Source organism: Pseudomonas sp. 43mfcvi1.1, from assembly GCF_900115935.1.
GTDB lineage: Bacteria > Pseudomonadota > Gammaproteobacteria > Pseudomonadales > Pseudomonadaceae > Aquipseudomonas > Aquipseudomonas bijieensis.
Map to the genome: position 1 here is coordinate 1 of NZ_UETT01000027.1, position 23,956 is coordinate 23,956.

Annotated in this window: 19 protein-coding genes; 3 read left to right on the forward strand and 16 right to left on the reverse strand. The window is 60.6% G+C overall.

Annotated features, from left to right (window positions below):
- Nucleotides 1-527 precede the first annotated feature (527 nt).
- Nucleotides 528-3,095 (forward strand): DNA mismatch repair protein MutS, encoded by a 2,568-nt coding sequence (mutS, locus tag DTP52_RS30500; RefSeq protein WP_178082512.1) that lies wholly within the window; start codon nucleotides 528-530, stop codon nucleotides 3,093-3,095.
- Nucleotides 3,096-3,238: 143 nt separating this feature from the next.
- On the forward strand, nucleotides 3,239-3,562 hold the full coding sequence (gene fdxA, locus DTP52_RS30505) for a ferredoxin FdxA (protein ID WP_109756621.1): 324 nt from the start codon (nucleotides 3,239-3,241) through the stop codon (nucleotides 3,560-3,562).
- A gap of 490 nt (nucleotides 3,563-4,052) precedes the next feature.
- On the opposite strand, the gene rpoS is transcribed toward fdxA, so the two are convergent.
- The 8 genes from rpoS to DTP52_RS30550 form a co-directional block, all read right to left on the reverse strand.
- Nucleotides 4,053-5,060 (reverse strand): RNA polymerase sigma factor RpoS, encoded by a 1,008-nt coding sequence (rpoS, locus tag DTP52_RS30515; RefSeq protein WP_047227588.1) that lies wholly within the window; start codon nucleotides 5,058-5,060, stop codon nucleotides 4,053-4,055.
- A 106-nt stretch (nucleotides 5,061-5,166) separates the two neighbouring features.
- Nucleotides 5,167-6,012, reverse strand: coding sequence for a peptidoglycan DD-metalloendopeptidase family protein (locus tag DTP52_RS30520; RefSeq protein WP_109756636.1), 846 nt, complete (start codon nucleotides 6,010-6,012; stop codon nucleotides 5,167-5,169).
- A 212-nt stretch (nucleotides 6,013-6,224) separates the two neighbouring features.
- A complete protein-coding gene (locus DTP52_RS30525; protein ID WP_161796107.1) occupies nucleotides 6,225-6,860 on the reverse strand; it encodes a protein-L-isoaspartate(D-aspartate) O-methyltransferase in 636 nt (211 codons plus the stop codon).
- Between the two features lie 41 nt (nucleotides 6,861-6,901).
- On the reverse strand, nucleotides 6,902-7,651 hold the full coding sequence (gene surE, locus DTP52_RS30530; protein ID WP_109756623.1) for a 5'/3'-nucleotidase SurE: 750 nt from the start codon (nucleotides 7,649-7,651) through the stop codon (nucleotides 6,902-6,904).
- A complete protein-coding gene (truD, locus tag DTP52_RS30535) occupies nucleotides 7,639-8,697 on the reverse strand; it encodes a tRNA pseudouridine(13) synthase TruD (protein WP_109756624.1) in 1,059 nt (352 codons plus the stop codon). Before truD ends, surE begins: the two co-directional genes overlap by 13 nt.
- Complete coding sequence (ispF, locus tag DTP52_RS30540; protein WP_109756625.1) at nucleotides 8,694-9,167, reverse strand: 2-C-methyl-D-erythritol 2,4-cyclodiphosphate synthase; 474 nt, start codon at nucleotides 9,165-9,167, stop codon at nucleotides 8,694-8,696. The genes truD and ispF overlap by 4 nt, the downstream gene beginning before the upstream one ends.
- Before the next feature lie 43 nt (nucleotides 9,168-9,210).
- Nucleotides 9,211-10,056 (reverse strand): S-formylglutathione hydrolase, encoded by an 846-nt coding sequence (fghA, locus tag DTP52_RS30545; protein WP_109756626.1) that lies wholly within the window; start codon nucleotides 10,054-10,056, stop codon nucleotides 9,211-9,213.
- Between the two features lie 8 nt (nucleotides 10,057-10,064).
- Nucleotides 10,065-11,177 (reverse strand): S-(hydroxymethyl)glutathione dehydrogenase/class III alcohol dehydrogenase, encoded by a 1,113-nt coding sequence (locus DTP52_RS30550; protein ID WP_024779034.1) that lies wholly within the window; start codon nucleotides 11,175-11,177, stop codon nucleotides 10,065-10,067.
- A 106-nt stretch (nucleotides 11,178-11,283) separates the two neighbouring features.
- On the opposite strand from DTP52_RS30550, the gene DTP52_RS30555 reads away from it, so the two are divergent.
- Entirely contained in the window at nucleotides 11,284-12,180 is an 897-nt protein-coding gene (locus DTP52_RS30555; RefSeq protein WP_109756627.1) for a LysR substrate-binding domain-containing protein, read from the forward strand.
- A gap of 153 nt (nucleotides 12,181-12,333) precedes the next feature.
- Here the strand turns inward: DTP52_RS30555 and ispD are convergent, their stop codons facing one another.
- From ispD to dnaE, 8 genes are all read right to left on the reverse strand, one after another.
- Nucleotides 12,334-13,041, reverse strand: a complete 708-nt coding sequence (gene ispD, locus DTP52_RS30560; RefSeq protein WP_109756628.1) for a 2-C-methyl-D-erythritol 4-phosphate cytidylyltransferase — start codon at nucleotides 13,039-13,041, stop codon at nucleotides 12,334-12,336.
- A complete protein-coding gene (gene ftsB / locus DTP52_RS30565; RefSeq protein WP_025212129.1) occupies nucleotides 13,038-13,316 on the reverse strand; it encodes a cell division protein FtsB in 279 nt (92 codons plus the stop codon). The genes ispD and ftsB overlap by 4 nt, the downstream gene beginning before the upstream one ends.
- 171 nt (nucleotides 13,317-13,487) lie before the next feature.
- Nucleotides 13,488-14,777 (reverse strand): phosphopyruvate hydratase, encoded by a 1,290-nt coding sequence (gene eno, locus DTP52_RS30570; RefSeq protein ID WP_072408299.1) that lies wholly within the window; start codon nucleotides 14,775-14,777, stop codon nucleotides 13,488-13,490.
- A 162-nt stretch (nucleotides 14,778-14,939) separates the two neighbouring features.
- On the reverse strand, nucleotides 14,940-15,785 hold the full coding sequence (gene kdsA, locus DTP52_RS30575; RefSeq protein ID WP_063322754.1) for a 3-deoxy-8-phosphooctulonate synthase: 846 nt from the start codon (nucleotides 15,783-15,785) through the stop codon (nucleotides 14,940-14,942).
- A gap of 4 nt (nucleotides 15,786-15,789) precedes the next feature.
- Nucleotides 15,790-17,421, reverse strand: coding sequence for a CTP synthase (locus tag DTP52_RS30580; RefSeq protein WP_109756629.1), 1,632 nt, complete (start codon nucleotides 17,419-17,421; stop codon nucleotides 15,790-15,792).
- 274 nt (nucleotides 17,422-17,695) lie between these two features.
- Nucleotides 17,696-19,021 carry a tRNA lysidine(34) synthetase TilS gene (tilS, locus tag DTP52_RS30585; RefSeq protein ID WP_109756630.1) on the reverse strand — a complete coding sequence of 442 codons (1,326 nt, stop codon included), beginning with the start codon at nucleotides 19,019-19,021 and terminating at the stop codon, nucleotides 17,696-17,698.
- Nucleotides 19,022-19,170: 149 nt separating this feature from the next.
- Entirely contained in the window at nucleotides 19,171-20,118 is a 948-nt protein-coding gene (locus DTP52_RS30590) for an acetyl-CoA carboxylase carboxyltransferase subunit alpha (RefSeq protein WP_047701999.1), read from the reverse strand.
- Between the two features lie 149 nt (nucleotides 20,119-20,267).
- Complete coding sequence (gene dnaE / locus DTP52_RS30595) at nucleotides 20,268-23,789, reverse strand: DNA polymerase III subunit alpha (RefSeq protein WP_109756631.1); 3,522 nt, start codon at nucleotides 23,787-23,789, stop codon at nucleotides 20,268-20,270.
- Nucleotides 23,790-23,956 lie beyond the last annotated feature (167 nt).

Below are 23,956 nucleotides of genomic sequence, written 5' to 3' on the forward strand. Positions count from 1 at the left end.
CCGGCTGTCAGGCCGCCTCGCGAGCAAGCTTTGCTCCCACAGATATGATGGGTGTACGACCGAGAGAGCCAGGCCGGCTGTCAGGCCGCCTCGCGGTGGACGTTGATCTCGGCGCCCCGTTAACCACGATGGCTGAACGAAGGTATTGCGCAGTGGGCAACCCGGCATGGATGCCGGGTTAGCCGCGCTGGGCCATGGATGGCCCTTCGCGGCGGCCCACGGAGCAATGCCTTTGTTCAGGCATGCCGAGCCTAAGCGAGGCACCGAGTGGTGGGGCAGAAGCGCTTTGGTTACTTTCGCGCTTTTCGAAAGTGACCCGCCGTCAGGGCGGAACCCTAAGTGGCCGTTACCGCAGCAACGGATATGCACTCAATCCCATACACACCAAAGTCCCAAAAACCACTCACATATGGGTAGCACCAGACCGCCCATGTTAACCTTGCGCCCATCGCGGAAAAGCCGGGCCAATGCCCCTCCTTTTGCCCCAAACCTTTCAACGAGCCTGCCTGACACCCATGAATACAGCCGTGAACGACCTCTCCAGCCACACGCCGATGATGCAGCAATACTGGCGCCTGAAGAACCAGCACCCCGACCAGCTGATGTTCTACCGCATGGGCGACTTCTACGAGATCTTCTACGAAGATGCGAAGAAAGCCGCCAAGTTGTTGGACATCACCCTGACGGCGCGTGGGCAATCGGCGGGCATGGCGATTCCGATGTGCGGGATTCCTTACCACGCGGCGGAAGGTTACCTGGCGAAGCTGGTCAAGCTCGGCGAGTCCGTGGTGATCTGCGAGCAAGTCGGCGACCCGGCCACCAGCAAAGGGCCGGTGGAACGCCAAGTCGTACGTATCATCACACCGGGCACAGTCAGTGATGAAGCCCTGCTGGATGAACGCCGGGACAACCTGATCGCCGCAGTCCTGGGCGATGAGCGCCTGTTCGGCCTGGCGGTGCTGGACATCACCAGCGGCAATTTCTCGGTGCTGGAAATCAAGGGCTGGGAAAACCTGCTGGCGGAGCTCGAACGAGTCAACCCGGTAGAGCTGTTGATCCCGGATGACTGGCCCAAAGACCTGCCGGCAGAAAAACGCCGTGGCGTGCGGCGTCGGGCGCCGTGGGATTTTGAACGTGATTCGGCGCTGAAAAGTCTCTGCCAGCAGTTTTCCACCCAGGACCTCAAGGGCTTCGGCTGCGAAAACCTGACCCTGGCCATTGGTGCTGCCGGTTGCCTGCTGGCCTACGCCAAGGAAACCCAGCGCACCGCCCTGCCCCACTTGCGCAGCCTGCGCCACGAACGCCTGGATGACACGGTGGTGCTGGACGGCGCGAGCCGGCGCAACCTGGAACTGGACACCAACCTGGCCGGCGGGCGCGACAATACCTTGCAGTCGGTGGTCGACCGCTGCCAGACCGCCATGGGCAGCCGCCTGCTGACCCGCTGGCTGAACCGCCCGCTGCGGGACCTGACGGTGCTGCTGGCGCGCCAGTCCTCCATTACCTGCCTGCTGGATCGTTATCGCTTCGAGCAGTTGCAGCCGCAGCTCAAGGAAATCGGCGACATCGAGCGCATCCTCGCCCGTATCGGCCTGCGCAATGCCCGTCCCCGTGACCTGGCACGCCTGCGTGATGCCCTCGGCGCCCTGCCCGAGCTGCAAGTGGCGATGACCGACCTCGAAGCACCGCACCTGCAGCAACTGGCGCGCACCACCAGCACCTACCCGGAGCTGGCCGCTCTGCTGGAAAAAGCCATTATCGATAATCCGCCAGCGGTGATCCGTGACGGTGGCGTGCTGAAAACCGGCTACGACGCCGAACTCGACGAACTGCAAGCGCTGAGCGAGAACGCCGGCCAGTTCCTGATCGACCTCGAAGCCCGGGAAAAAGCCCGCACCGGCCTGGCCAACCTCAAGGTCGGCTACAACCGCATCCACGGTTATTTCATCGAGTTGCCGAGCAAGCAGGCCGAACAGGCCCCGGCGGACTACGTTCGCCGCCAGACCCTCAAGGGTGCCGAGCGCTTCATCACTCCAGAACTCAAGGCGTTCGAAGACAAGGCGTTGTCGGCCAAGAGCCGCGCCCTGGCTCGGGAAAAGATGCTCTATGAAGCACTGCTCGAGGACCTGATCAGCCAACTACCGCCCTTGCAGGACACCGCCAGTGCCCTGGCGGAACTGGACGTGCTGAGCAACCTGGCCGAACGCGCACTGAACCTGGACCTCAACTGCCCACGCTTCGTCAGCGAACCGTGCATGCGCATCAGCCAGGGTCGTCACCCAGTGGTCGAGCAAGTGTTGACCACGCCGTTCGTGGCCAACGACCTGAGCCTGGACGACAACACCCGCATGCTGGTGATCACCGGTCCGAACATGGGTGGTAAATCCACCTACATGCGCCAGACTGCCTTGATCGTGCTGCTGGCCCACATCGGCAGCTTCGTACCAGCAGCGAGCTGCGAATTGTCCCTGGTAGACAGGATTTTCACCCGGATCGGCTCCAGCGATGACCTGGCCGGTGGGCGCTCGACCTTCATGGTGGAAATGAGCGAAACCGCGAACATCCTGCACAACGCCACCGAACGCAGCCTGGTGCTGATGGACGAAGTCGGACGCGGTACCAGCACCTTCGATGGCCTGTCCCTGGCCTGGGCGGCGGCCGAACGGCTGGCGCATTTGCGAGCCTACACCCTGTTCGCCACCCACTACTTCGAGCTGACGGTACTGCCGGAAAGCCAGCCGCTGGTGGCCAACGTGCACCTCAACGCCACCGAGCACAACGAACGCATCGTTTTCCTGCACCACGTGCTGCCCGGCCCGGCCAGCCAGAGCTACGGCCTGGCAGTGGCGCAGTTGGCCGGCGTGCCGAGCGAAGTGATCAGCCGTGCCCGCGAACACCTGAGCCGCCTGGAAACTACCAGCCTGCCCCACGAAGCACCGCGCCCGACCAAAGGCAAACCGGCCGCTCCACAGCAAAGCGACCTGTTCGCCAGCCTGCCCCATCCGGTGCTTGATGAACTGGCCAAGCTCGATCTGGACGACCTGACTCCACGTCGGGCGCTGGATTTACTCTATACATTGAAGACACGGATCTAACGCACAGGCTTTCAAGCTGTTAGAATCTCGCGCGGTTTGGGATGCTGCGGACTATTAGCCTGGTTCGCAGACTACCGCTCCCGAACCTGGCGACCCCACCCGTGAAGGGGATTCGCTGCCGCCGCCTGAGGAGAGAATTAGAAATGACCTTCGTCGTCACCGACAACTGCATCAAGTGCAAGTACACCGACTGCGTAGAAGTCTGTCCGGTGGACTGCTTTTACGAAGGCCCGAACTTCCTGGTCATTCACCCGGACGAGTGCATCGACTGCGCCCTGTGTGAACCGGAATGCCCGGCGAATGCCATTTTCTCGGAGGACGAAGTGCCGACCGGCATGGAGAACTTCATCGAGCTGAACGCCGAGCTGGCGGATATCTGGCCGAATATCACCGAGAGGAAAGACGCCCTGCCGGACGCTGCAGAGTGGGATGGCAAGCCTGGCAAGATCGCAGACCTCGAACGCTGATTACCCCTGCGCTCCTCGAAAAGGCCCCTCGTGGGCCTTTTTGCTGCCTCGAACAAAATCGCAGGCAAAAAAAAGGGGCGGTTTGACCCGCCCACATTTTTTCCCTAATCCCTTTAATCCTATTCATCATCCTGATGAATCGCGTCCTGCGATGTCCTTCCTTCCCATCGTCCTTGACGGGTGTGTCTGTCCGTCGACACAGGACTGATATTAGTGTTTTCCCGGACGAGTGCAATTCACCTGATACGGTCAACGCACGTTGTCACACCACGTTCATCAATTAAATTATCCTTTAAAATCATTAAACTACAGAAAATTTTACGGTTTCCATAGCCGTCTATCCCTTCAATGGGAAACCAAACACTTACGCAATACTAGGCAAAAGCTTACAAGCTGAAACTACAAATAGAATGAGATTGGAAAGCAGTCACCGCAGAAACGAAAAAGCCCCGAACCAGTCGGGGCTTTCGCTGTTGCACTGAGCTTCATGTCACTGGAACAGCGACTCGCTCGACAAGCCGTTTTTCTCCAGGATCTCTCGCAGACGCTTGAGGCCTTCTACCTGGATCTGCCGGACCCGCTCACGGGTCAGGCCAATCTCCAGGCCAACATCTTCCAGGGTGCTGCTTTCATGACCCCGCAAACCGAAGCGGCGAATCACCACTTCCCGTTGCTTGTCGGTCAGTTCCGAAAGCCACTGGTCAATGCTCTGGGAAAGGTCATCATCCTGAAGTAGCTCGCACGGGTCCGTGGGGCGATCGTCGGTGAGGGTGTCGAGCAGGGTTTTATCCGAGTCCGGCCCCAGTGAAACGTCCACCGAGGACACCCGCTCGTTGAGCCCAAGCATGCGCTTGACCTCACCTACCGGTTTCTCCAGCAGGTTGGCGATTTCTTCGGGTGAGGGTTCATGGTCGAGTTTCTGGGTCAACTCACGGGCGGCCCGCAGGTAGACGTTCAGTTCCTTGACCACATGGATCGGCAACCGGATGGTCCGGGTCTGATTCATGATCGCCCGTTCGATGGTCTGGCGGATCCACCAAGTGGCGTAGGTCGAGAAACGGAAGCCGCGTTCGGGGTCGAATTTTTCCACGGCGCGAATCAGGCCCAAGTTGCCCTCTTCGATCAGGTCCAGCAGCGAAAGCCCGCGATTGACGTAGCGTCGGGCGATTTTCACCACCAGGCGCAAGTTGCTTTCAATCATGCGTTTTCGACCGGCCGGGTCGCCACTTTGCGACAGCCGCGCAAAATGAACTTCTTCCTCGGGGGAGAGCAGCGGCGAGAACCCGATTTCGTTGAGGTACAGCTGAGTGGCGTCCAGCGCCCGGGTGTAATCGATGTACTTATGTTGTTTAAGTGAAGCGGAGTGTCTGGATTTGGCACGAACGGAAGGTGGAGTCGCCCCTTCATCATTCGACATCGAATCCATAGCGATGCCGGTCTCCATAAGGAGAACCTCATCGTCGATGTCAAACTCCGGCACTTCTTTACTGAGAGCCATTGTTATAGTCCTTTGGTGAGTTCGACCTCAAGCTCAAGCGACGCCTTTATCCTTGGCAACGCTGGAGCCTGTTCCCTCTACGTGACGGAACAGGCTGACAATCAAATCAACGACGTGGCAGGAATTGCAGCGGATCTACTGGTTTACCTTGTCGGCGAATCTCAAAGTGCAGTTTCACCCGGTCCGTTCCCGTCGATCCCATTTCGGCAATTGTCTGTCCGACCTTGACCTGCTGCCCCTCCCGAACCAACAGCCTGCGGTTGTGACCGTAGGCACTGACGTAGGTATCGCTGTGTTTGATGATCACGAGTTCGCCGTAGCCCCTCAAACCACTCCCGGCGTACACAACCGTGCCATCAGACGCGGCTAAAACAGGCTGTCCCAAATCCCCGGCGATATCAATTCCTTTATTCAAACTACCGTTTGAAGAGAATTTTCCAATAAGAACGCCATTAGAAGGCCATCCCCAGCCTGTCGGGGCGGGGCCTGCCGGAGGCATCGGAGCGGGGGTCGGTTTGCTCGCGACGGACGGTACTGTCGCCGTTGCAGCCCCCGCCGGGCGGCGAATGACCGTGGTTTTACTCGACGACGATGCCGTCGATCCCGACTGCGTCACCACTGCGGTAGGCGTTGAACCGCTACGGCCATCGAAGCGAATCGTCTGACCGGGGTGGATCGTATAAGGCGCAGGAATGTTGTTACGCGCCGCGAGGGCCTTGTAGTCCCAGCCATAGCGAAAAGCGATGGAAAACAGCGTATCGCCGCGACGGACTACATACTGGCCGGTCGTTACTGTAGGACGTTGTGGTGCTGCACTGTTGCGATCGACAACCCGGACATTACCCGATGGTGTACTGGAACATCCGACCAGCAAAGTGCTCAAGACAAGGCCAGTCACCAGGCGCTGAAAGCTCGTGATACCCATACGCTGCGCAATGACTGTGAGACTCACCCGCCGCTCCCTTTGTGGTGGCTGAAAAATGGGAAACTGCCTGTCCAGGCAGAAATACATACAAATATAGCTGGCAGCGAACGCGTCTCTATTAATGAGGCGCCAAGTGCCGCCGCACACGTTTGCTCGATACCGTTGCCCGCTGTTTCATAAAGCAGCGCCGCTGTAAGACACAACCGATGCCGCAGAATTCAGCGTCTGTTTATAAATGCTCAGGCCAACGGCCCGTTGAGCAACGGCACGAATCGCACCGCACCCAGGACATGCCGCGAGAAACCGTGTTCTTCACGCACGATCAGCATCAATTGCTGAACCTCGCCGGCCCCTACTGGAATGACCAGCCGCCCACCAGGAGCAAGTTGATCCAACAGGGCCTGGGGTACATCGGTGGCCACCGCGGTCACAATGATGCCGTTATACGGCGCCAGGGCCGGCCAGCCTTCCCAGCCATCGCCCCAACGAAACACCACGTTGCGCAGGTTCAACTCAACCAGGCGCTCCTTGGCGCGATCCTGCAATACCTTGATCCGCTCAACGGAAAACACCCGTTCCACCAACTGCGACAACACCGCCGTCTGGTAACCCGAACCGGTACCGATCTCCAACACCTTGTCCAGCGGCCCCGCCTCCAGCAGCAACTCGCTCATGCGGGCCACCATGTACGGCTGGGAAATGGTCTGGTTGTGGCCGATCGGCAATGCCGTATCTTCATAGGCGCGATGAGCCAGGGCTTCATCGACGAACAGATGACGCGGCGTTCGGCGAATCACCTCCAACACCTGGGCGTTGGACAGGCCTTCTTCGTAGAGACGCTGGATCAGTCGTTCACGGGTGCGCTGGGAGGTCATGCCGATTCCGCGGCGCAGCATATCGTCTTGCTCACGAGCCATCAGCGCAGCCCCTCCAGCCAGCCATCGAGATTTCGAAAGGCGTCGTTGAAGGTACGGTCCAGTTGCAACGGCGTGATCGAGACATAACCTTGCATGACCGCATGGAAATCGGTGCCCGGCCCACCGTCTTCGGCATCACCGGCGGCGGCGATCCAGTAACCGGCCTTGCCACGCGGGTCGACGACGTGCATCGGTTTGGCGGCGCGGGCACGGTGGCCCAGGCGAGTGAGCTGGATGCCGCGGATGTGATCGAGCGGCAGGTTGGGGATATTCACGTTCAGCACCGTGCGTGGCGGCAGGTCCAGCGCACCGTGGGCTTCGACCAATTTACGGGCGAAATAGGCGGCGGTAGGCAAGTTGTCGACCTGGCGTGAAACAAACGAAAAGGCAAACGATGGTTTTTCCAGGAAGCGTCCCTCCAGGGCCGCGGCGACCGTGCCGGAATACAGCACGTCATCCCCCAGGTTGGCCCCCAGGTTGATGCCCGACACCACCATGTCCGGCGCGCGTTCCAGCAACCCGTTGATCCCCAGGTGCACGCAATCGGTCGGTGTGCCGTTGAGGCTGATGAAACCGTTGTCCAGATAGCAGGGGTGCAACGGACGGTCGAGCGTCAGCGAGCTGCTGGCGCCGCTTTTGTCCTGGTCCGGGGCGATGACCACGCACTCGGCAAAATCCGCCAGCGCAGCATAAAGCGCGGCAAGACCGGGTGCAGTCACCCCGTCGTCGTTAGAAATCAGAATACGCATGGGCTGTCCGTCTGCCCCACCGGCACCAGATCGACGAGTTCGCGCACCAAGACAGTGGCGAAACATCCGGCCGGCAGGACGAATTCCAGTTGCAGAATGTCAGGCGAGGGATAATGCCACGACAGCCCGCCAATGGGCAGTCGCAGGATGCGACGTTCGTGACTCATTCCCGTGTTTATCAACCAGTCGCGCAAATCGGCCTCGCCCGCTGCGACGGCTTGTTCCAGCTCGAACGTCGCACCGGCGGCAGGCGAAGGCCCCTCGCCCCACTGCGGCCCGGTCGGGTGCAGATCGAGGATCGCCAGGCGTGGATCGCTGCACTCAGCCTCGCCGGCCGGGAAGAAGCTGCGACTATCGGTGAAGGCGAGCAAGTCGCCCACCTGGGCTTTCTGCCAGGTACCGTCGGCGACCCGCGCCGCCAACACCTGGTTGAACAGAAAACTGCGGGCGGTAGACAGCAGCCGCGAGCGCACATTGCGCTGCTCCGGCAAGGCCTTGCGCGCCGCCCAGGCACGGGCATCGACGACATTGCCACCGTCATGCCCGAAGCGCTGGGCGCCAAAATAGTTGGGGATGCCCTGACGGACAATCTGTTGCAGGCGCGCGTCTATCGCCGCTGTGTCGCCCTTGAATTGGGTCAGGCGCAAGGTAAAGCCGTTGGCCGAGTGCGCGCCGCGTTGCAGCTTGCGCCTGTGGCGTGCGGTCTTGAGTATCTTCAGTGTGTCATTCTCTGCCGCCGACAAGTCCGGATCGGCCTTGCCCGGCAATTGGACGCTGAACCACTGGCGGGTCAAGGCCTGGCGGTCCTTGAGCCCGGCGTAGCTGACAGTGCGCAACGGCACGCCAGCGGCCTTGGCGATTCGCCGGGCCGCTTCTTCGGTGTTCAAGCCACGTTTTTCAACCCAGATCCACAGGTGCTCGCCATCGCCGGTCAACGGAATGTCGAGCACTTCATCGACCTGGAAATCTTCAGCGCTGGCCTTGAGTACCGCGCTGCCCAACGACTCGCCATAGGCCCGCGGCCCCAACAGTTCCAGTTCAGTCATGGGCGCAGCAACAAGGCAACGGAGTGGACGGCAATGCCTTCTTCGCGACCGACGAAACCCAGCTTCTCGGTGGTGGTGGCTTTCACGTTCACTTGGTCCAACTCAACTTGAAGATCCTCGGCGATCAAGCGGCGCATCGCTTCGATGTGCGGCGCCATCTTGGGGGCCTGGGCAACGATGGTGTTATCGACATTGCCGACTTTCCAGCCCTTGGCGTGGATCAGCGAGACCACATGCCGCAGCAGCACGCGGCTGTCGGCGCCCTTGAATTGCGGGTCGGTGTCGGGGAAGTGCTTGCCGATGTCACCCAGGGCAGCCGCGCCGAGCAAGGCATCGCTCAAGGCGTGCAGCAGGACATCACCGTCAGAATGCGCGAGCAGCCCGAAGCCGTGTGCGATCCGCACGCCGCCCAGAGTAATGAAGTCGCCTTCAGCGAAACGGTGAACATCGTAGCCGTGGCCAATACGCATAAAAAAACGCCCCGATTTTTGTCAGGGCGTGATTCTACCTGCATTAGGCGTTTAGAGCGCGCGCATGATGCTGCAAGTGGTCGTCAATGAAGCTGGCGATGAAGAAGTAGCTGTGGTCGTAGCCCGGTTGCAGGCGCAACTCCAGCGGATGACCAGCGGCCTTGGCGGCTTGCTGCAGGGCTTCGGGCTTGAGCTGATTTGCCAGGAAGTCATCGCGATCGCCCTGATCCACCAGCAATGGCAGTTTCTCGTCGGCTTCGGAGATCAGCGCGCAGGCATCCCATTCGCGCCATTTCGAGCGGTCTTCCCCCAGGTAACGAGAGAACGCTTTCTGGCCCCATGGGCAATCCATCGGATTGTTGATCGGCGAAAAGGCCGACACCGAACGGTAACGCCCCGGGTTGCGCAAGGCGCAGATCAACGCGCCATGGCCACCCATGGAATGACCACTGATGCCACGTTTATCCGAGGCCGGGAAATGCGCCTCGACGAGTGTCGGCAATTCCTGCACCACGTAGTCATGCATCCGATAGTGCCGGGCCCACGGCTCCTGCGTGGCGTTCAGATAAAAGCCCGCCCCCAGGCCGAAATCCCAGGCACCGTCCGGATCGCCCGGCACATCGGCGCCTCGCGGGCTGGTGTCCGGCGCAACGATGATCAGGCCCAGCTCAGCGGCCATGCGCTGGGCACCGGCCTTTTGCATGAAGTTTTCGTCGGTGCAGGTCAACCCGGACAACCAATACAGCACCGGCAACTTGCCGCCCTGCTCGGCTTGCGGCGGCAGGTATACGGCAAACACCATGTCGCACCCGAGCACTTCGGAACGGTGCCGGTAACGCTTGTGCCAGCCGCCGAAGCTTTTCTGGCAGGAAATGTTTTCCAGACTCATGACCGACCTCAGAAATGGATGACGGTGCGGATGCTCTTGCCTTCATGCATCAGGTCGAATGCCTTGTTGATATCTTCCAGGCCCATGGTGTGGGTGATGAAAGTATCCAGCGGGATCTCGCCCTTCTCGGCCATTTCCACATAGCTTGGCAACTCGCTGCGACCACGCACGCCGCCAAACGCCGAGCCGCGCCAGACGCGTCCGGTCACCAATTGGAATGGACGGGTGGCGATTTCCTGGCCGGCCCCGGCGACACCGATGATCACCGACTCGCCCCAACCTTTGTGGCAGCACTCCAGCGCGGCACGCATCAATTGGACATTGCCGATGCACTCGAAGGAAAAGTCCACGCCGCCGTCAGTCATGTCGACGATGACTTCCTGGATCGGACGGTCGAAGTCTTTCGGGTTGACGCAATCGGTGGCGCCCAGTTGCTTGGCGATTTCGAACTTGGCCGGGTTGATGTCGATGGCGATGATGCGCGAGGCCTTGGCCTTCACCGCGCCAATCACCGCCGACAGGCCGATGCCGCCCAGGCCGAAGATCGCCACGGTGTCACCCGGCTTGACCTTGGCGGTGTTGATCACCGCGCCAATGCCAGTGGTGACGCCACAACCCAACAGGCAGACTTTTTCCAGCGGCGCTTCTTTTGGGATCTTCGCGACGGAGATCTCCGGCAACACGGTGTACTCCGAGAACGTCGAGGTGCCCATGTAGTGGAAAATCGTCTCGCCTTTGTAGGAAAAACGCGAAGTACCGTCCGGCATCAGGCCTTTGCCCTGGGTGGCGCGAATCGCCTGGCACAGGTTGGTCTTGCCCGACTTACAGAATTTGCACTGGCCGCACTCCGGCGTGTACAGCGGGATCACATGGTCACCCACCGCCACCGACGTCACGCCTTCGCCGATGGCTTCGACAATGGCGCCGCCTTCATGGCCGAGGATCGACGGGAAGATTCCTTCCGGGTCAGCGCCCGACAAGGTATAGGCATCGGTGTGGCAGACACCGGAAGCCACCACACGCAACAGCACTTCGCCCGCCTTGGGCATGGCGACGTCGACTTCAACGATTTCCAGGGGTTTCTTGGCCTCGAAGGCAACGGCAGCGCGCGACTTGATCATCCGGGTTCTCCAGCAAATAAAAACAAGACCGGGAGTGTAATCCTCCACTGGACGATGAATAATCCAACCAAAAGCAAAACATTATTGCCGTACAGGGATAATCTTTATGTCCGACAACCGCTGGGAAGGGATCGACGAGTTCGTCGCCGTGGCCGAATGCAGTCAATTCACCGCCGCAGCCGAACGTCTTGGGGTTTCGTCTTCCCATATCAGTCGACAAATCGTACGGCTCGAAGAACGCCTTCAGACACGGTTGCTCTACCGCAGCACCCGCCGGGTCACCCTCACCGAGGCCGGGCAGACTTTTTTGCAGCACTGCCAGCGCCTGCAGGATGGCCGCGAGGAAGCGTTGCGAGCGGTGGGCGATCTCACCAGCGAACCCAAGGGCATGCTGCGAATGACCTGCGCCGTGGCCTATGGCGAACGATTTATCGTGCCGCTGGTGACGCGGTTCATGGGCCTTTATCCACAGTTGCGGGTAGACATCGAGCTGAGCAACCGGCCTTTGGACTTGGTGCATGAGGGCCTGGACCTGGCGATTCGCCTGGGTCGCTTGCAGGACTCGCGCCTGGTCGCTACGCGTCTGGCACCCCGGCGCATGTACTTGTGCGCTTCACCTTCTTATCTGGAACGCTATGGCCGACCCCATAGTTTGTCGGAACTGAGCCGCCACAATTGCTTGATCGGCAGTTCCGACATTTGGCAGTTAGAGCAGAACGGGCGGGAATTTTCCCAGCGGGTACAAGGAAACTGGCGCTGCAACAGTGGGCAAGCGGTGCTCGATGCGGCGCTGCAAGGGGTCGGGTTGTGCCAACTGCCGGATTATTACGTGCTGGAACATCTGCACAGCGGCGCGTTGATCTCGCTGCTGGAGGCTCATCAGCCGCCGAATACGGCGGTGTGGGCGCTATATCCGCAGCAGCGGCATCTGTCGCCGAAGGTGCGCAAGTTGGTGGATTACTTGAAGGAGGGATTGGCGCAGCGACCGGAGTATCGAGGGTAGCACTGGTTTTTCGGGTTGTCTGAGCGATTGCTATCGCGAGCAGGCTCGCTCCCACATTGGATCTTCAGTGCCTGCAAATTTTGTGTACAGCCAAGATCCCTTGTGGGAGCGAGCCTGCTCGCGATGGCGATTCAGGACGTGCCGCATCTCTGGTTAATGCCGATTCGCCCAGCGCTGGCGCAACCACTCCAGATCTTCCGGCCGAGTGACCTTGATGTTATCGGCCCGCCCTTCGATCAACCGTGGCGCCTGCCCCGCCCATTCCATGGCGGACGCTTCGTCGGTAATCAGCGCATCCGCCACCAGGCTATCGGCGAGGGCCCGATGCAAGGCGCCGAGGCGGAACATCTGTGGCGTGTAGGCTTGCCAGATCACACTGCGATCAACGGTTTCCAGCACGCGGCCCTGCTTGTCGACACGCTTGAGGGTATCGCGCGCCGGGACGGCCAGCAGGCCGCCGACCGGGTCGTTCGCCAGTTCACTGAGCAATGTATCCAGGTCATCCCGGGCCAGGTTGGGCCGGGCGGCGTCATGCACCAGCACCCAATCGTAATCGTCGGCACCCTGTTCGTGCAGATGCAGCAAAGCATTGAGCACGGAGTCCGAACGCTGCTCGCCACCGTCCACGCGCTGGATGCGCGGGTCGTTGGCGCAGGCCAGGGTCGGCCAGTAAGGATCATCGTGAGCAACGCTGACCACCACGCCTTTAACGGTCGGGTGATCGAGGAAACAGCCAAGGCTGTGTTCGAGAATTGTGCGCCCGCCCAACTGCAGGTATTGCTTGGGACGGTCCGCGGCCATACGGGCACCGACGCCCGCGGCAGGAATCACGGCCCAGAAGGCCGGCAAACGGATACTCATTGGGCCAACTGGTAGAGGGTTTCACCCTCCTTGACCATGCCCAGTTCATGACGAGCCCGCTCTTCTACGGTCTCCATGCCTTTTTTCAACTCACTGACCTCAGCGTCCATCACCCGATTGCGCTCCAGCAATGCTTCGTTTTCCGCATGCTGATCGGCTATTTGCTGAGTCAGGTCGGCCACTTGCGCCAGACTGCCATTGCCCACCCACAGGCGGTACTGCAGGCCGGCCAGCAACAGGAGCAAGACAAGAAACAACCAATTGGGACTGCGCATCGAATATCAGGTATCCAGTGAAAAAAGACAGCCATGCCAAACTTTGAAACGTCTGATAGCACGAAGCCTGGAAAAACCAGGCTTGTGCTTGATAAGGCATCAGATTAGAAGCAAAACCGCCGCCAAGGCGACCTTTTCGACACAATCCGCTGTCTTTTTACCATTTACTGCTTAGCCGCGAAACTCGGCGCGACCGTTGTACTTGGCCTTGCCGTTCAACTGCTCTTCGATACGCAGCAGTTGGTTGTACTTGGAAACGCGGTCGGAACGGCACAGCGAACCGGTCTTGATCTGGCCCGCCGCAGTGCCCACGGCCAGGTCGGCGATGGTCGAATCTTCGGTTTCGCCGGAGCGGTGGGAGATCACGGCAGTGTAGCCGGCGGCCTTGGCCATCTGGATGGCTTCCAGGGTTTCGGTCAGGGTGCCGATCTGGTTGAACTTGATCAGGATCGAGTTGGCAATCTTCTTGTCGATGCCCTCTTTCAGGATCTTGGTGTTGGTCACGAACAGGTCGTCACCCACCAGCTGGGTTTTCTCGCCGATCTTGTCGGTGAGGATTTTCCAGCCAGCCCAGTCGGATTCGTCCAGACCATCCTCGATGGAGATGATCGGGTAACGCTCGGTCAGGCCCTTGAGGTAGTCGGCGAAACCTTCGGCGGTGAACACCTGGCCTTCGCCAGACAGGTTGTATTTACCGTCTTCGAAGAACTCACTGGCGGCGCAGTCCAGGGCCAGGGTCACGTCGGTGCCCAGCTTGTAGCCAGCGTTGGCCACGGCTTCGGAGATCACTTTCAGCGCGTCTTCGTTGGAGGCCAGGTTCGGAGCGAAACCACCTTCGTCGCCAACAGCGGTGCTCAGGCCACGGGCTTTGAGCACAGCCTTGAGGTGATGGAAAATCTCGGTGCCCATGCGCAGGCCTTCGGAGAAGGTCTTGGCGCCAACCGGCTGCACCATGAATTCCTGGATGTCGACGTTGTTATCGGCGTGCTCGCCACCGTTGATGATGTTCATCATCGGCACCGGCATCGAGTAGACGCCCGGGGTACCGTTGAGGTTGGCGATGTGGGCGTACAGCGGCAGGTCCTGGTCCTGGGCAGCGGCCTTGGCAGCGGCCAGGGATACGGCGAGGATCGCGTTGGCGCCCAGGGTGGCTTTGTTTTCAGTACCGTCGAGCTTGATCATTGCGTGATCGAGGGCTTTCTGGTCGGCAGGATCCTTGCCCAGCAACAGCTCACGGATCGGACCGTTGATGTTGGCGACGGCTTTGAGCACGCCCTTGCCCAGGTAACGGCTCTTGTCGCCATCACGCAGCTCCAGCGCTTCGCGCGAGCCAGTGGAAGCACCGGACGGCGCGCAGGCGCTGCCGATGATGCCGTTGTCGAGAAGCACGTCCGCTTCGACAGTGGGGTTGCCACGGGAGTCGAGAACTTCACGACCTTTGATGTCGACGATTTTTGCCATTGTTGTAAACACTCCAAAGTTGACGAAAACGCTGTGGGAGCACGGCTTGCCGGCGATGGGGGCCTCAAGGACGCCATCGCTGGCAAGCCATGCTCCCACAAGAGCAGTGCGGCCAGCGGGCCAGAGCGATAATCGAGCGGTACTCTACCGGAGAAAACCGCGTTACGCGGTTTCTATCGTCGGAAAACTCTTGACCAGCTCATCCAATGCCTTGAGCTGAGACAGGAAAGGTTCCAGCTTGTTCAAGCGCAAGGCACAAGGGCCGTCGCACTTGGCGTTGTCCGGATCGGGGTGGGCCTCGAGGAACAGACCGGCCAGGGACTGGCTCATGCCAGCCTTGGCCAAGTCGGTGACCTGGGCGCGACGACCGCCGGCGGAGTCGGAGCGACCGCCCGGCATCTGCAAGGCGTGCGTCACGTCGAAGAGCACCGGGTATTCGAACTGCTTCATGATGCCGAAGCCGAGCATGTCCACCACCAGGTTGTTGTAGCCGAAACTCGAACCACGCTCGCAGAGGATCAACTGGTCATTGCCGGCTTCTTCACACTTGCTCAGGATGTGTTTCATCTCCTGGGGCGCGAGGAATTGGGCTTTCTTGATGTTGATCACCGCACCGGTCTTGGCCATCGCGACCACCAGGTCGGTCTGGCGCGACAGGAAGGCCGGCAACTGGATGACGTCGCAGACCTCGGCGGCGACCGCGGCCTGGACTGGCTCGTGGACGTCGGTGATGATCGGCACGCCAAAGGCTTGCTTGATGTCCTGGAAGATCCGCATGCCTTCTTCCAGGCCCGGGCCACGGTAGGACGTCACGGACGAGCGGTTGGCCTTGTCGAAGCTGGCCTTGAAGACATAAGGGATACCCAGTTTCTGGGTGACCTTCACGTATTCCTCGCAGACCTGCATCGCCATGTCGCGGCTTTCCAGCACGTTCATGCCGCCAAACAGCACCATGGGCTTGTCGTTGGCAACCTCGATGTCGCCGACACGAATGATCTTCTGGGCCATCGTCTTATGCCTTTTTCTGGTGTTGAGCCAAAGCGGCTTTCACGAAACCACTGAACAGTGGATGACCGTCCCGTGGCGTCGAGGTGAACTCGGGGTGGAATTGGCAGGCGACGAACCATGGATGATCCGGCGCCTCGACCACTTCCACCAACGCGCCGTCACCGGAACGACCGGAGATCTTCAGGCCGGCCTCGATCAGTTGCGGCAGCAGGTTGTTGTTCACTTCGTAGCGATGACGGTGACGCTCGACGATCACATCCTTGGCGTAGCAATCGTGCACCTTGGAGCCGGCTTCGAGCAGGCAATCCTGGGCGCCGAGGCGCATGGTGCCGCCCAGGTCGGAAGCTTCGGTACGGATTTCCACGGCACCGGTGGCGTCTTCCCACTCGGTGATCAGGCCCACGACCGGATGGCCGCTGGCACGGTCGAACTCGGTGGAGTTGGCGTCTTTCCAGCCCAATACGTTACGGGCGAACTCGATGACCGCCACTTGCATGCCCAGGCAGATACCCAGGTAAGGCACCTTGTTTTCGCGAGCGTACTGCACGGCCGTGATCTTGCCTTCCACGCCCCGCAGGCCGAAGCCACCCGGCACGAGGATCGCATCGGCGCCCTCGAGCAGGCCGGTGCCCTGGTTCTCGATGTCTTCGGAATCGATGTAGCGCAGGTTGACCTTGGTACGGTTGCTGATACCGGCGTGACTCATCGCTTCGATCAGCGACTTGTAGGCGTCCAGCAGTTCCATGTACTTGCCGACCATGGCGATGGTGACTTCGTGTTCCGGGTTGAGCTTGGCATCGACCACGGCATCCCATTCGGACAGGTCGGCGCCAGCGCACTGCAGGCCGAAGCGCTCGACGACGAAATCGTCCAGGCCCTGGGAGTGCAGGATGCCCGGGATCTTGTAGATGGTGTCGGCGTCTTCCAGGCCGATGACCGCGCGCTCTTCAACGTTGGTGAACTGGGCGATCTTGCGACGCGAAGAAATGTCGATCGGGTGATCGGAGCGGCAGATCAGCACATCCGGCTGCAGGCCGATGGAACGCAGTTCCTTGACCGAGTGCTGGGTTGGCTTGGTCTTGGTTTCACCCGCGGTGGCGATGTACGGCACCAGCGTCAGGTGCATCAGCATCGCGCGCTTGGCGCCGATCTCGAAACGCAACTGGCGGATGGCTTCGAGGAACGGTTGCGACTCGATGTCGCCCACGGTGCCGCCGATCTCGACCATCGCCACGTCGGCATCGCCAGCACCCTTGATGATGCGGCGCTTGATTTCGTCGGTGATGTGCGGGATGACCTGGATGGTCGCGCCCAGGTAGTCACCACGGCGCTCTTTGCGCAGCACGTGTTCGTAGACACGGCCGGTGGTGAAGTTGTTGTTCTGGGTCATGGTCGTGCGGATGAACCGCTCGTAGTGGCCCAGGTCCAGGTCGGTCTCGGCGCCGTCGTGGGTGACGAACACTTCACCGTGCTGGAACGGGCTCATGGTGCCCGGGTCAACGTTGATGTACGGGTCCAGCTTGAGCATGGTGACCTTAAGTCCCCGCGCCTCCAGGATGGCCGCCAATGAAGCCGAGGCAATGCCTTTCCCCAATGAAGAAACAACACCGCCCGTGACGAATATGTAGCGCGTCATGAAAAACCCTAGAAGTCTGCGTTAAAGCGGTCCGAGCCGCCGGGGAAAGCGAAGGAAGGCCGAAGCCCCCGATCACCTGCATTAATCACAGTGCACCTTTCAAAAAAACCGCCGCGTTGGGACAGACCGGAAGTGAAATCACCGGTACGTTGCTCGCTACACATTTTTTGGAATCGCCCAGCAAAGACTGCTTGGTAATCGGCAACTCCTGCAATTCAGGCGAATCCACAGAAGTTGTATCAAGAAGGGAGCGTAGTCTACCGGAAAGCCCCTTTCAGCTCAAACCCAGATCTTGGCTTCCTGGCGTCCAGATCAATTGCCAACTGCCATCAACCGGCGCATCGAGCCCGGCCAGGTTGGCCACCGCCAGCAATTGCTCGCCCTGATACAGCAGCGGCAATCGGCCGCGAACGAACGCCGGCACGCCCTTTTCATTGAGCAAACGCTTGAGGTCACGATGACCACGACCCGGTAACGCCATCACCTCGCTGCCTTGACGATAGCGCACGCAAAGCGGTCCCGCAGGTGGCTTGCCGTTGAGTGCCACCCGACCATTGCCCGGCAAGTACAGCGCAACCACCGGATCCGCCCAGCCGACGGCGCCTGACACCGGACATAGCCAGTGGTCGGATAACCACCAGACCCGCCCGGCGGCCCGGTGCAACTCACCACCGGCCAGCCGCCAGATCGGCCGGGCATCGTCTGCGGCATCGCGCAACGAATCCCAGCCCGACCAGTGATCGCTGTCGGGCAGCAGGGTCATCGGCGCCAACCAATGGCTCAACGCGTTACGCTGACGGGCCGGCGACAACGCCCGCAAAGGCGCCAGCGCCAGGGATTGCAGACCAAGCCAATCGAACGCGTCCGGGGGCGCGGCCTGGGCCAGGTCGATCCGCGCCAGATCATCCAGCAAACCTTGGGCTTCGCCCATGTGCGCAGCGCTGCGGGCCAGGGTCGCCGAAGCTTGCGGCCATTGCTCGGCCAGCACTGGAAAAACCCGTTGGCGCAGATAATTGCGCGCGTAACGGTGGTCGTCGTTGGAGGGATCGTCGATCCAGCTCAAGCCTTGTTGCGTCGCATAGGCCTCCAGCTCAGCGCGGGACACGTCGAGCAGGGGGCGCAGCAAACAGCCCTGTCCCAGCGGACGCTGCCTCGGCATCGCCGCCAAGCCCCTCACCCCTGCCCCACGCAGCAAACGAAACAACAGGGTTTCGGCCTGGTCGTCGCGGTGCTGGGCGGTAAGCAGCACTTCATTGCTGCGGAGCGCCGCCACGAAGGCACCATAACGAGCGTCCCGGGCAGCGCGCTCGATGCTGGCGCCGGGCTGGACTTGCACGCTCACTACCTCAAGCGGCACTCCAAGCGCGTTGCAGACCGAACGACAATGGTCCGGCCATGCATCGGCCACAGCCTGGAGGCCATGATGGATGTGGATAGCACTCAGGGGCGGCAGGGTTTGGGTTTTTGCCAGGGACGCAAGCAGGTGCAGCAGGACGGTGGAATCGAGGCCGCCGGAGAAGGCGATGCGCCAGGTAGCAGCATTGCGCCAGGGGGATAGCTGTGTGAGGAGCCGGGTGGGCAGGTCGATGCTTGTGTTCATGGGTATCAGCCTTGGCACAAATCAAATGTGGGAGCGGGCTTGCTCGCGAAGGCGGTGAATCAGTCAACACATGGGTTGAATGTTAAACCGCTTTCGCGAGCAAGCCCGCTCCCACACTGGCCCCCACAACTGCTGGAAGCTTGGTCAGATCAGAGACCGTAGCTCATCAACCGCTCGTAGCGACGGGCCAGCAGCGCGTCGTTGTCGAACTTCTTGAGCATCGACAGTTGCGAACTCAGCTCAGCGCGGATCAGTGCCGCGGCCGCAGCCGGGTCGCGGTGGGCGCCACCCACTGGCTCGTTGATCACTTTGTCGACGATGCCCAGGCCTTTGAGACGCTCGGCAGTAATGCCCATCGCTTCAGCCGCGTCCGGGGCCTTCTCGGCGGTTTTCCACAGGATCGAGGCGCAGCCTTCCGGCGAGATCACCGCGTAAGTGGAATATTGCAGCATATTCAGTTGATCGCAGACACCGATGGCCAGCGCACCGCCGGAACCACCTTCGCCGATCACAGTGGCGATGATCGGGGTTTTCAGGCGAGCCATGACCCGCAGGTTCCAGGCAATCGCCTCGCTCTGGTTGCGCTCTTCGGCGTCGATGCCCGGGTAGGCGCCCGGTGTATCGATGAACGTCAGGATCGGCATCTTGAAGCGCTCGGCCATTTCCATCAGGCGACAGGCCTTGCGGTAGCCTTCCGGACGCGGCATGCCGAAGTTGCGGCGTACCTTCTCGCGCACTTCACGGCCTTTCTGGTGACCGATCACCATCACCGGCTGGTCTTCCAGGCGGGCGACACCGCCGACGATCGCGGCGTCGTCGGAGAAGTGACGGTCGCCATGCAACTCATCGAACTCGGTAAAGATGTGCTCGATGTAGTCCAGGGTGTAGGGTCGACGTGGATGACGCGCCAGGCGGGCGATCTGCCAGCTGGTCAGCTTGCCGAAGATGTCTTCGGTCAGCGTGCGGCTTTTGTCCTGCAGACGAGAGATTTCATCGCCGATATTCAGCGAATTGTCATTACCGACCAAGCGCAACTCTTCGATCTTGGCTTGCAGGTCGGCGATCGGCTGTTCGAAATCTAGAAAATTCGGGTTCATAGGCGTCCGTCTTGGGTCGACGTCCAAGAGAGCTTGGGCCGGCCGGTTGTCTATTCGCGCCTACCTTAAGGGAGAGGCGCGTTCAGGTCGAGATTAAAAATTCGGGTCGAGATCAGGGGCATTCCGGTTTCAAGAATGGCCCCTGGCCGTCAACGGTATTGGAGGAAGACGTTGTCTTTGCCGAACTGGTCACGCAAGGCTTGAATCAACGCATCCGCCGGATCGATTCGCCAGCCCTCACCGAACTGCAGCACAGCCTTGGCATCGGGGCGCACGTACTCCATGGTGATAGGGCAGGCACCGCGATGGCGCTTGAACAATTCGCCCAACCAGCGTAGCTGATCGCCCTTGAGATCCTGGGTCTGCAACTTCAGGCGCAGGCTCTCGGCCAGGTTGGTACGGGCATCTTCCATGCTCATCACCCGCTTGACCCGCAGCCGCAGGCCACCGGAAAAGTCATCATTGCTGACCTCGCCTTCCACCACCACCATCGCGTCGGTCTGCAGCAGCGATTGCGCCGAGTGGAACGCATCGGCGAACAACGAAGCCTCGATGCGCCCGGAGCGGTCGTCGAGGGTGATGAAGCCCATCTTGTCGCCCTTTTTGTTCTTCATCACCCGCAGGGCGATGATCATGCCGGCGACGGTCTGCGTATCGCGAGCCGGCTTGAGGTCGATGATGCGCTGGCGGGCGAAGCGGCGGATCTCGCCTTCGTATTCATCGATCGGGTGCCCGGTGAGGTACAGCCCCAAGGTGTCTTTCTCACCCTTGAGGCGTTCCTTGAGGGTCAGTTCCTTGGCCTTGCGATGGTTGCCGTAGACATCGGCGTCCTCTTCGACGAACAGCCCGCCAAACAGGTCGGCGTGACCGCTATCGTGGGTGCGGGCGGTCTGTTCGGCGGCCTTGATCGCTTCTTCCATGGCTGCCAGCAACACCGCGCGATTGCGGTCGATGTTAGCCTGGTAGGCCTTGGGCTCATCCTGGAAGTATGGCCCCAGGCGGTCCAATGCCCCGCTGCGGATCAAACCGTCGAGGGTGCGCTTGTTGATGCGCTTGAGGTCGACCCGGGCGCAGAAATCGAACAGGTCCTTGAACGGCCCGTCCTGGCGCGCTTCGGTGATGGCCTCCACCGGGCCCTCGCCCACGCCCTTGATCGCACCGAGACCGTAGATGATGCGACCTTCGTCGTTCACCGTGAACTTGAACTCCGAAGCGTTCACGTCCGGTGCGTCGAGGCGCAGCTTCATGGTCCGCACTTCTTCGATCAAGGTCACGACCTTGTCGGTGTTGTGCATATCCGCCGACAGTACCGCGGCCATGAACGGCGCGGGGTAATGGGCCTTCAGCCACGCGGTCTGGTACGACACCAGGCCATACGCGGCGGAGTGGGATTTGTTGAAGCCGTAGCCGGCGAATTTTTCCACCAGGTCGAAGATGTTACCGGCCAGGTCCGCATCGATACCGTTGTTCGCGCAACCTTCAATGAAACCGCCACGCTGCTTGGCCATTTCCTCGGGCTTTTTCTTACCCATGGCTCGGCGCAGCATGTCCGCGCCACCGAGGGTGTAGCCGGCCATCACCTGGGCAATCTGCATCACCTGTTCCTGGTACAGGATGATGCCGTAGGTCGGCGCCAGCACCGGCTTGAGGCCGTCGTACTGGTAGTCGGGATGCGGATACGCCAGTTCGGCGCGACCGTGCTTACGGTTGATGAAGTCGTCCACCATGCCCGACTGCAACGGGCCCGGACGGAACAGGGCCACAAGTGCGATCAGGTCTTCCAGGCAGTCGGGCTTGAGCTTTTTGATCAGCTCTTTCATGCCCCGGGATTCAAGCTGGAACACCGCCGTGGTTTCGGCTTTTTGCAGCAGGCTGTAGGTCGGCTTGTCATCCAGCGGGATGAAGGCGATGTCCAGCGGCTCTTCGCCGACCTTGGCCCGGTCACGGTTGATGGTCTTCAGGGCCCAGTCGATGATGGTCAGGGTCCGCAGGCCGAGGAAGTCGAACTTCACCAGGCCCGCCGCCTCGACGTCATCCTTGTCGAACTGGGTCACCAGGCCGTCGCCCTCTTCGTCGCAATAGATCGGCGAGAAGTCCGTCAGCTTGGTCGGCGCGATCACCACGCCCCCGGCGTGCTTGCCGACGTTACGCACCACGCCTTCGAGCTTGCGCGCCATCTCCCAGATTTCCGCGGCTTCTTCATCGACCTTGATGAAGTCCCGCAGGATTTCTTCCTGCTCGTAGGCTTTTTCCAGGGTCATGCCGACTTCGAACGGGATCATCTTCGACAGACGATCCGCCAAACCGTAGGACTTGCCCTGCACCCGCGCCACGTCGCGCACCACAGCCTTGGCGGCCATGGAACCGAAAGTGATGATCTGGCTCACCGCGTTTCGACCGTATTTCTCGGCCACGTAGTCGATCACCCGGTCGCGACCGTCCATGCAGAAGTCGACGTCGAAGTCGGGCATGGACACCCGTTCCGGGTTGAGGAAACGTTCGAACAGCAGGTCATATTCCAGCGGATCGAGGTCGGTGATCTTCTGTACGTAGGCCACCAGCGACCCGGCGCCCGACCCACGGCCAGGGCCCACCGGCACGCCGTTGTTCTTGGCCCACTGGATGAAGTCCATCACGATCAGGAAGTAACCGGGGAACCCCATCTGGATGATGATATCCAGCTCGAAATTCAAGCGGTCGACATAGACCTGGCGCTTGGCTTCATAATCTTCAGTGGTGTCCTTGGGCAGCAGGACGCTGAGGCGTTCCTCCAGGCCGTCGAAGGACACTTTGCGGAAATACTCGTCGATGGTCATGCCATCGGGAATCGGGAAGTTGGGCAGGAAGTGCTTGCCCAGCTTCACTTCGATGTTGCAGCGCTTGGCGATCTCGACGGTGTTTTCCAGCGCCTCGGGCAGGTCGCTGAACAACTCGGCCATTTCCTCGGCGCTCTTGAGGTATTGCTGGTCGCTGTAGTTCTTTGGACGTCGCGGGTCATCGAGGGCGCGACCTTCACCGATGCAGACACGGGTTTCGTGGGCCTCGAAGTCTTCCTGCTTGATGAAGCGCACGTCGTTGGTCGCCACCAGCGGCGCGCCGATCTTGTCGGCCAGGGCCACGGCGGCATGCAGGTGCTCTTCGTCGTTGGGACGATTGGTGCGCTGCACCTCGATGTAGAAGCGGTCCGGGAACACCGACATCCAGTCACGGGCCAGGGTCTCGGCTTCCTCGGGGTTGCCACTGAGCAGGGCCAGGCCGATTTCACCTTCCTTGGCCGCCGACAGCATGATCAGCCCTTCGCTGGCCTCGGCCACCCACTCGCGCTCGATGATGATCGAACCATTGCGCTGGCCGTCGATAAAGCCACGGGAGATCAGCTCGGTGAGGTTGCGATAACCCACGGCGTTCATCACCAGCAGGCTGATACGGCTCAGCGGGGCATCCGGGTCCTTGTTCGACAGCCACAGGTCGGCCCCACAGATCGGCTTGATCCCGGCACCCATGGAGGCCTTGTAGAACTTGACCAGCGAACACATGTTGTTCTGGTCGGTGACCGCCACGGCAGGCATGTTCATGCCCACCAGGGTCTTGACCAGGGGCTTGATCCGCACCAGACCGTCGACCAGGGAGTATTCAGTGTGCAGGCGTAGATGAACGAATGAAGCCGGCATAGTGATCCTGCGTTAAGTCATGAAAACAACAAGGCCCGGATTGTACCGGGCCTTGGGTAAAACATCAGCCATGAGCATCCTGCCAGGCAAACATGCACACTACTTTTGTGGCGAGGGGATTTATCCCCGCTGGGCTGCGAAGCGGCCCCTGGATCTTGAGAACTCGT

Bases quoted from the DNA above. Each gene is read 5' to 3' on its own strand.
- DTP52_RS30590 (WP_047701999.1), bottom strand. From the start codon at position 20,118: ATGAACCCGAATTTTCTAGATTTCGAACAGCCGATCGCCGACCTGCAA.
- DTP52_RS30550 (WP_024779034.1), bottom strand. From the start codon at position 11,177: ATGATCAAGTCGCGCGCTGCCGTTGCCTTCGAGGCCAAGAAACCCCTG.
- DTP52_RS30555 (WP_109756627.1), top strand. From the start codon at position 11,284: ATGTCCGACAACCGCTGGGAAGGGATCGACGAGTTCGTCGCCGTGGCC.
- kdsA (WP_063322754.1), bottom strand. From the start codon at position 15,785: ATGGCCCAGAAGATCATTCGTGTCGGCGACATCGAGGTTGCCAACGAC.
- truD (WP_109756624.1), bottom strand. From the start codon at position 8,697: ATGACTGAACTGGAACTGTTGGGGCCGCGGGCCTATGGCGAGTCGTTG.
- ispF (WP_109756625.1), bottom strand. From the start codon at position 9,167: ATGCGTATTGGCCACGGCTACGATGTTCACCGTTTCGCTGAAGGCGAC.
- rpoS (WP_047227588.1), bottom strand. From the start codon at position 5,060: ATGGCTCTCAGTAAAGAAGTGCCGGAGTTTGACATCGACGATGAGGTT.
- dnaE (WP_109756631.1), bottom strand. From the start codon at position 23,789: ATGCCGGCTTCATTCGTTCATCTACGCCTGCACACTGAATACTCCCTG.
- fdxA (WP_109756621.1), top strand. From the start codon at position 3,239: ATGACCTTCGTCGTCACCGACAACTGCATCAAGTGCAAGTACACCGAC.
- fghA (WP_109756626.1), bottom strand. From the start codon at position 10,056: ATGAGTCTGGAAAACATTTCCTGCCAGAAAAGCTTCGGCGGCTGGCAC.
- DTP52_RS30525 (WP_161796107.1), bottom strand. From the start codon at position 6,860: ATGACCTCCCAGCGCACCCGTGAACGACTGATCCAGCGTCTCTACGAA.
- ispD (WP_109756628.1), bottom strand. From the start codon at position 13,041: ATGAGTATCCGTTTGCCGGCCTTCTGGGCCGTGATTCCTGCCGCGGGC.
- DTP52_RS30580 (WP_109756629.1), bottom strand. From the start codon at position 17,421: ATGACGCGCTACATATTCGTCACGGGCGGTGTTGTTTCTTCATTGGGG.
- eno (WP_072408299.1), bottom strand. From the start codon at position 14,777: ATGGCAAAAATCGTCGACATCAAAGGTCGTGAAGTTCTCGACTCCCGT.
- surE (WP_109756623.1), bottom strand. From the start codon at position 7,651: ATGCGTATTCTGATTTCTAACGACGACGGGGTGACTGCACCCGGTCTT.
- ftsB (WP_025212129.1), bottom strand. From the start codon at position 13,316: ATGCGCAGTCCCAATTGGTTGTTTCTTGTCTTGCTCCTGTTGCTGGCC.
- tilS (WP_109756630.1), bottom strand. From the start codon at position 19,021: ATGAACACAAGCATCGACCTGCCCACCCGGCTCCTCACACAGCTATCC.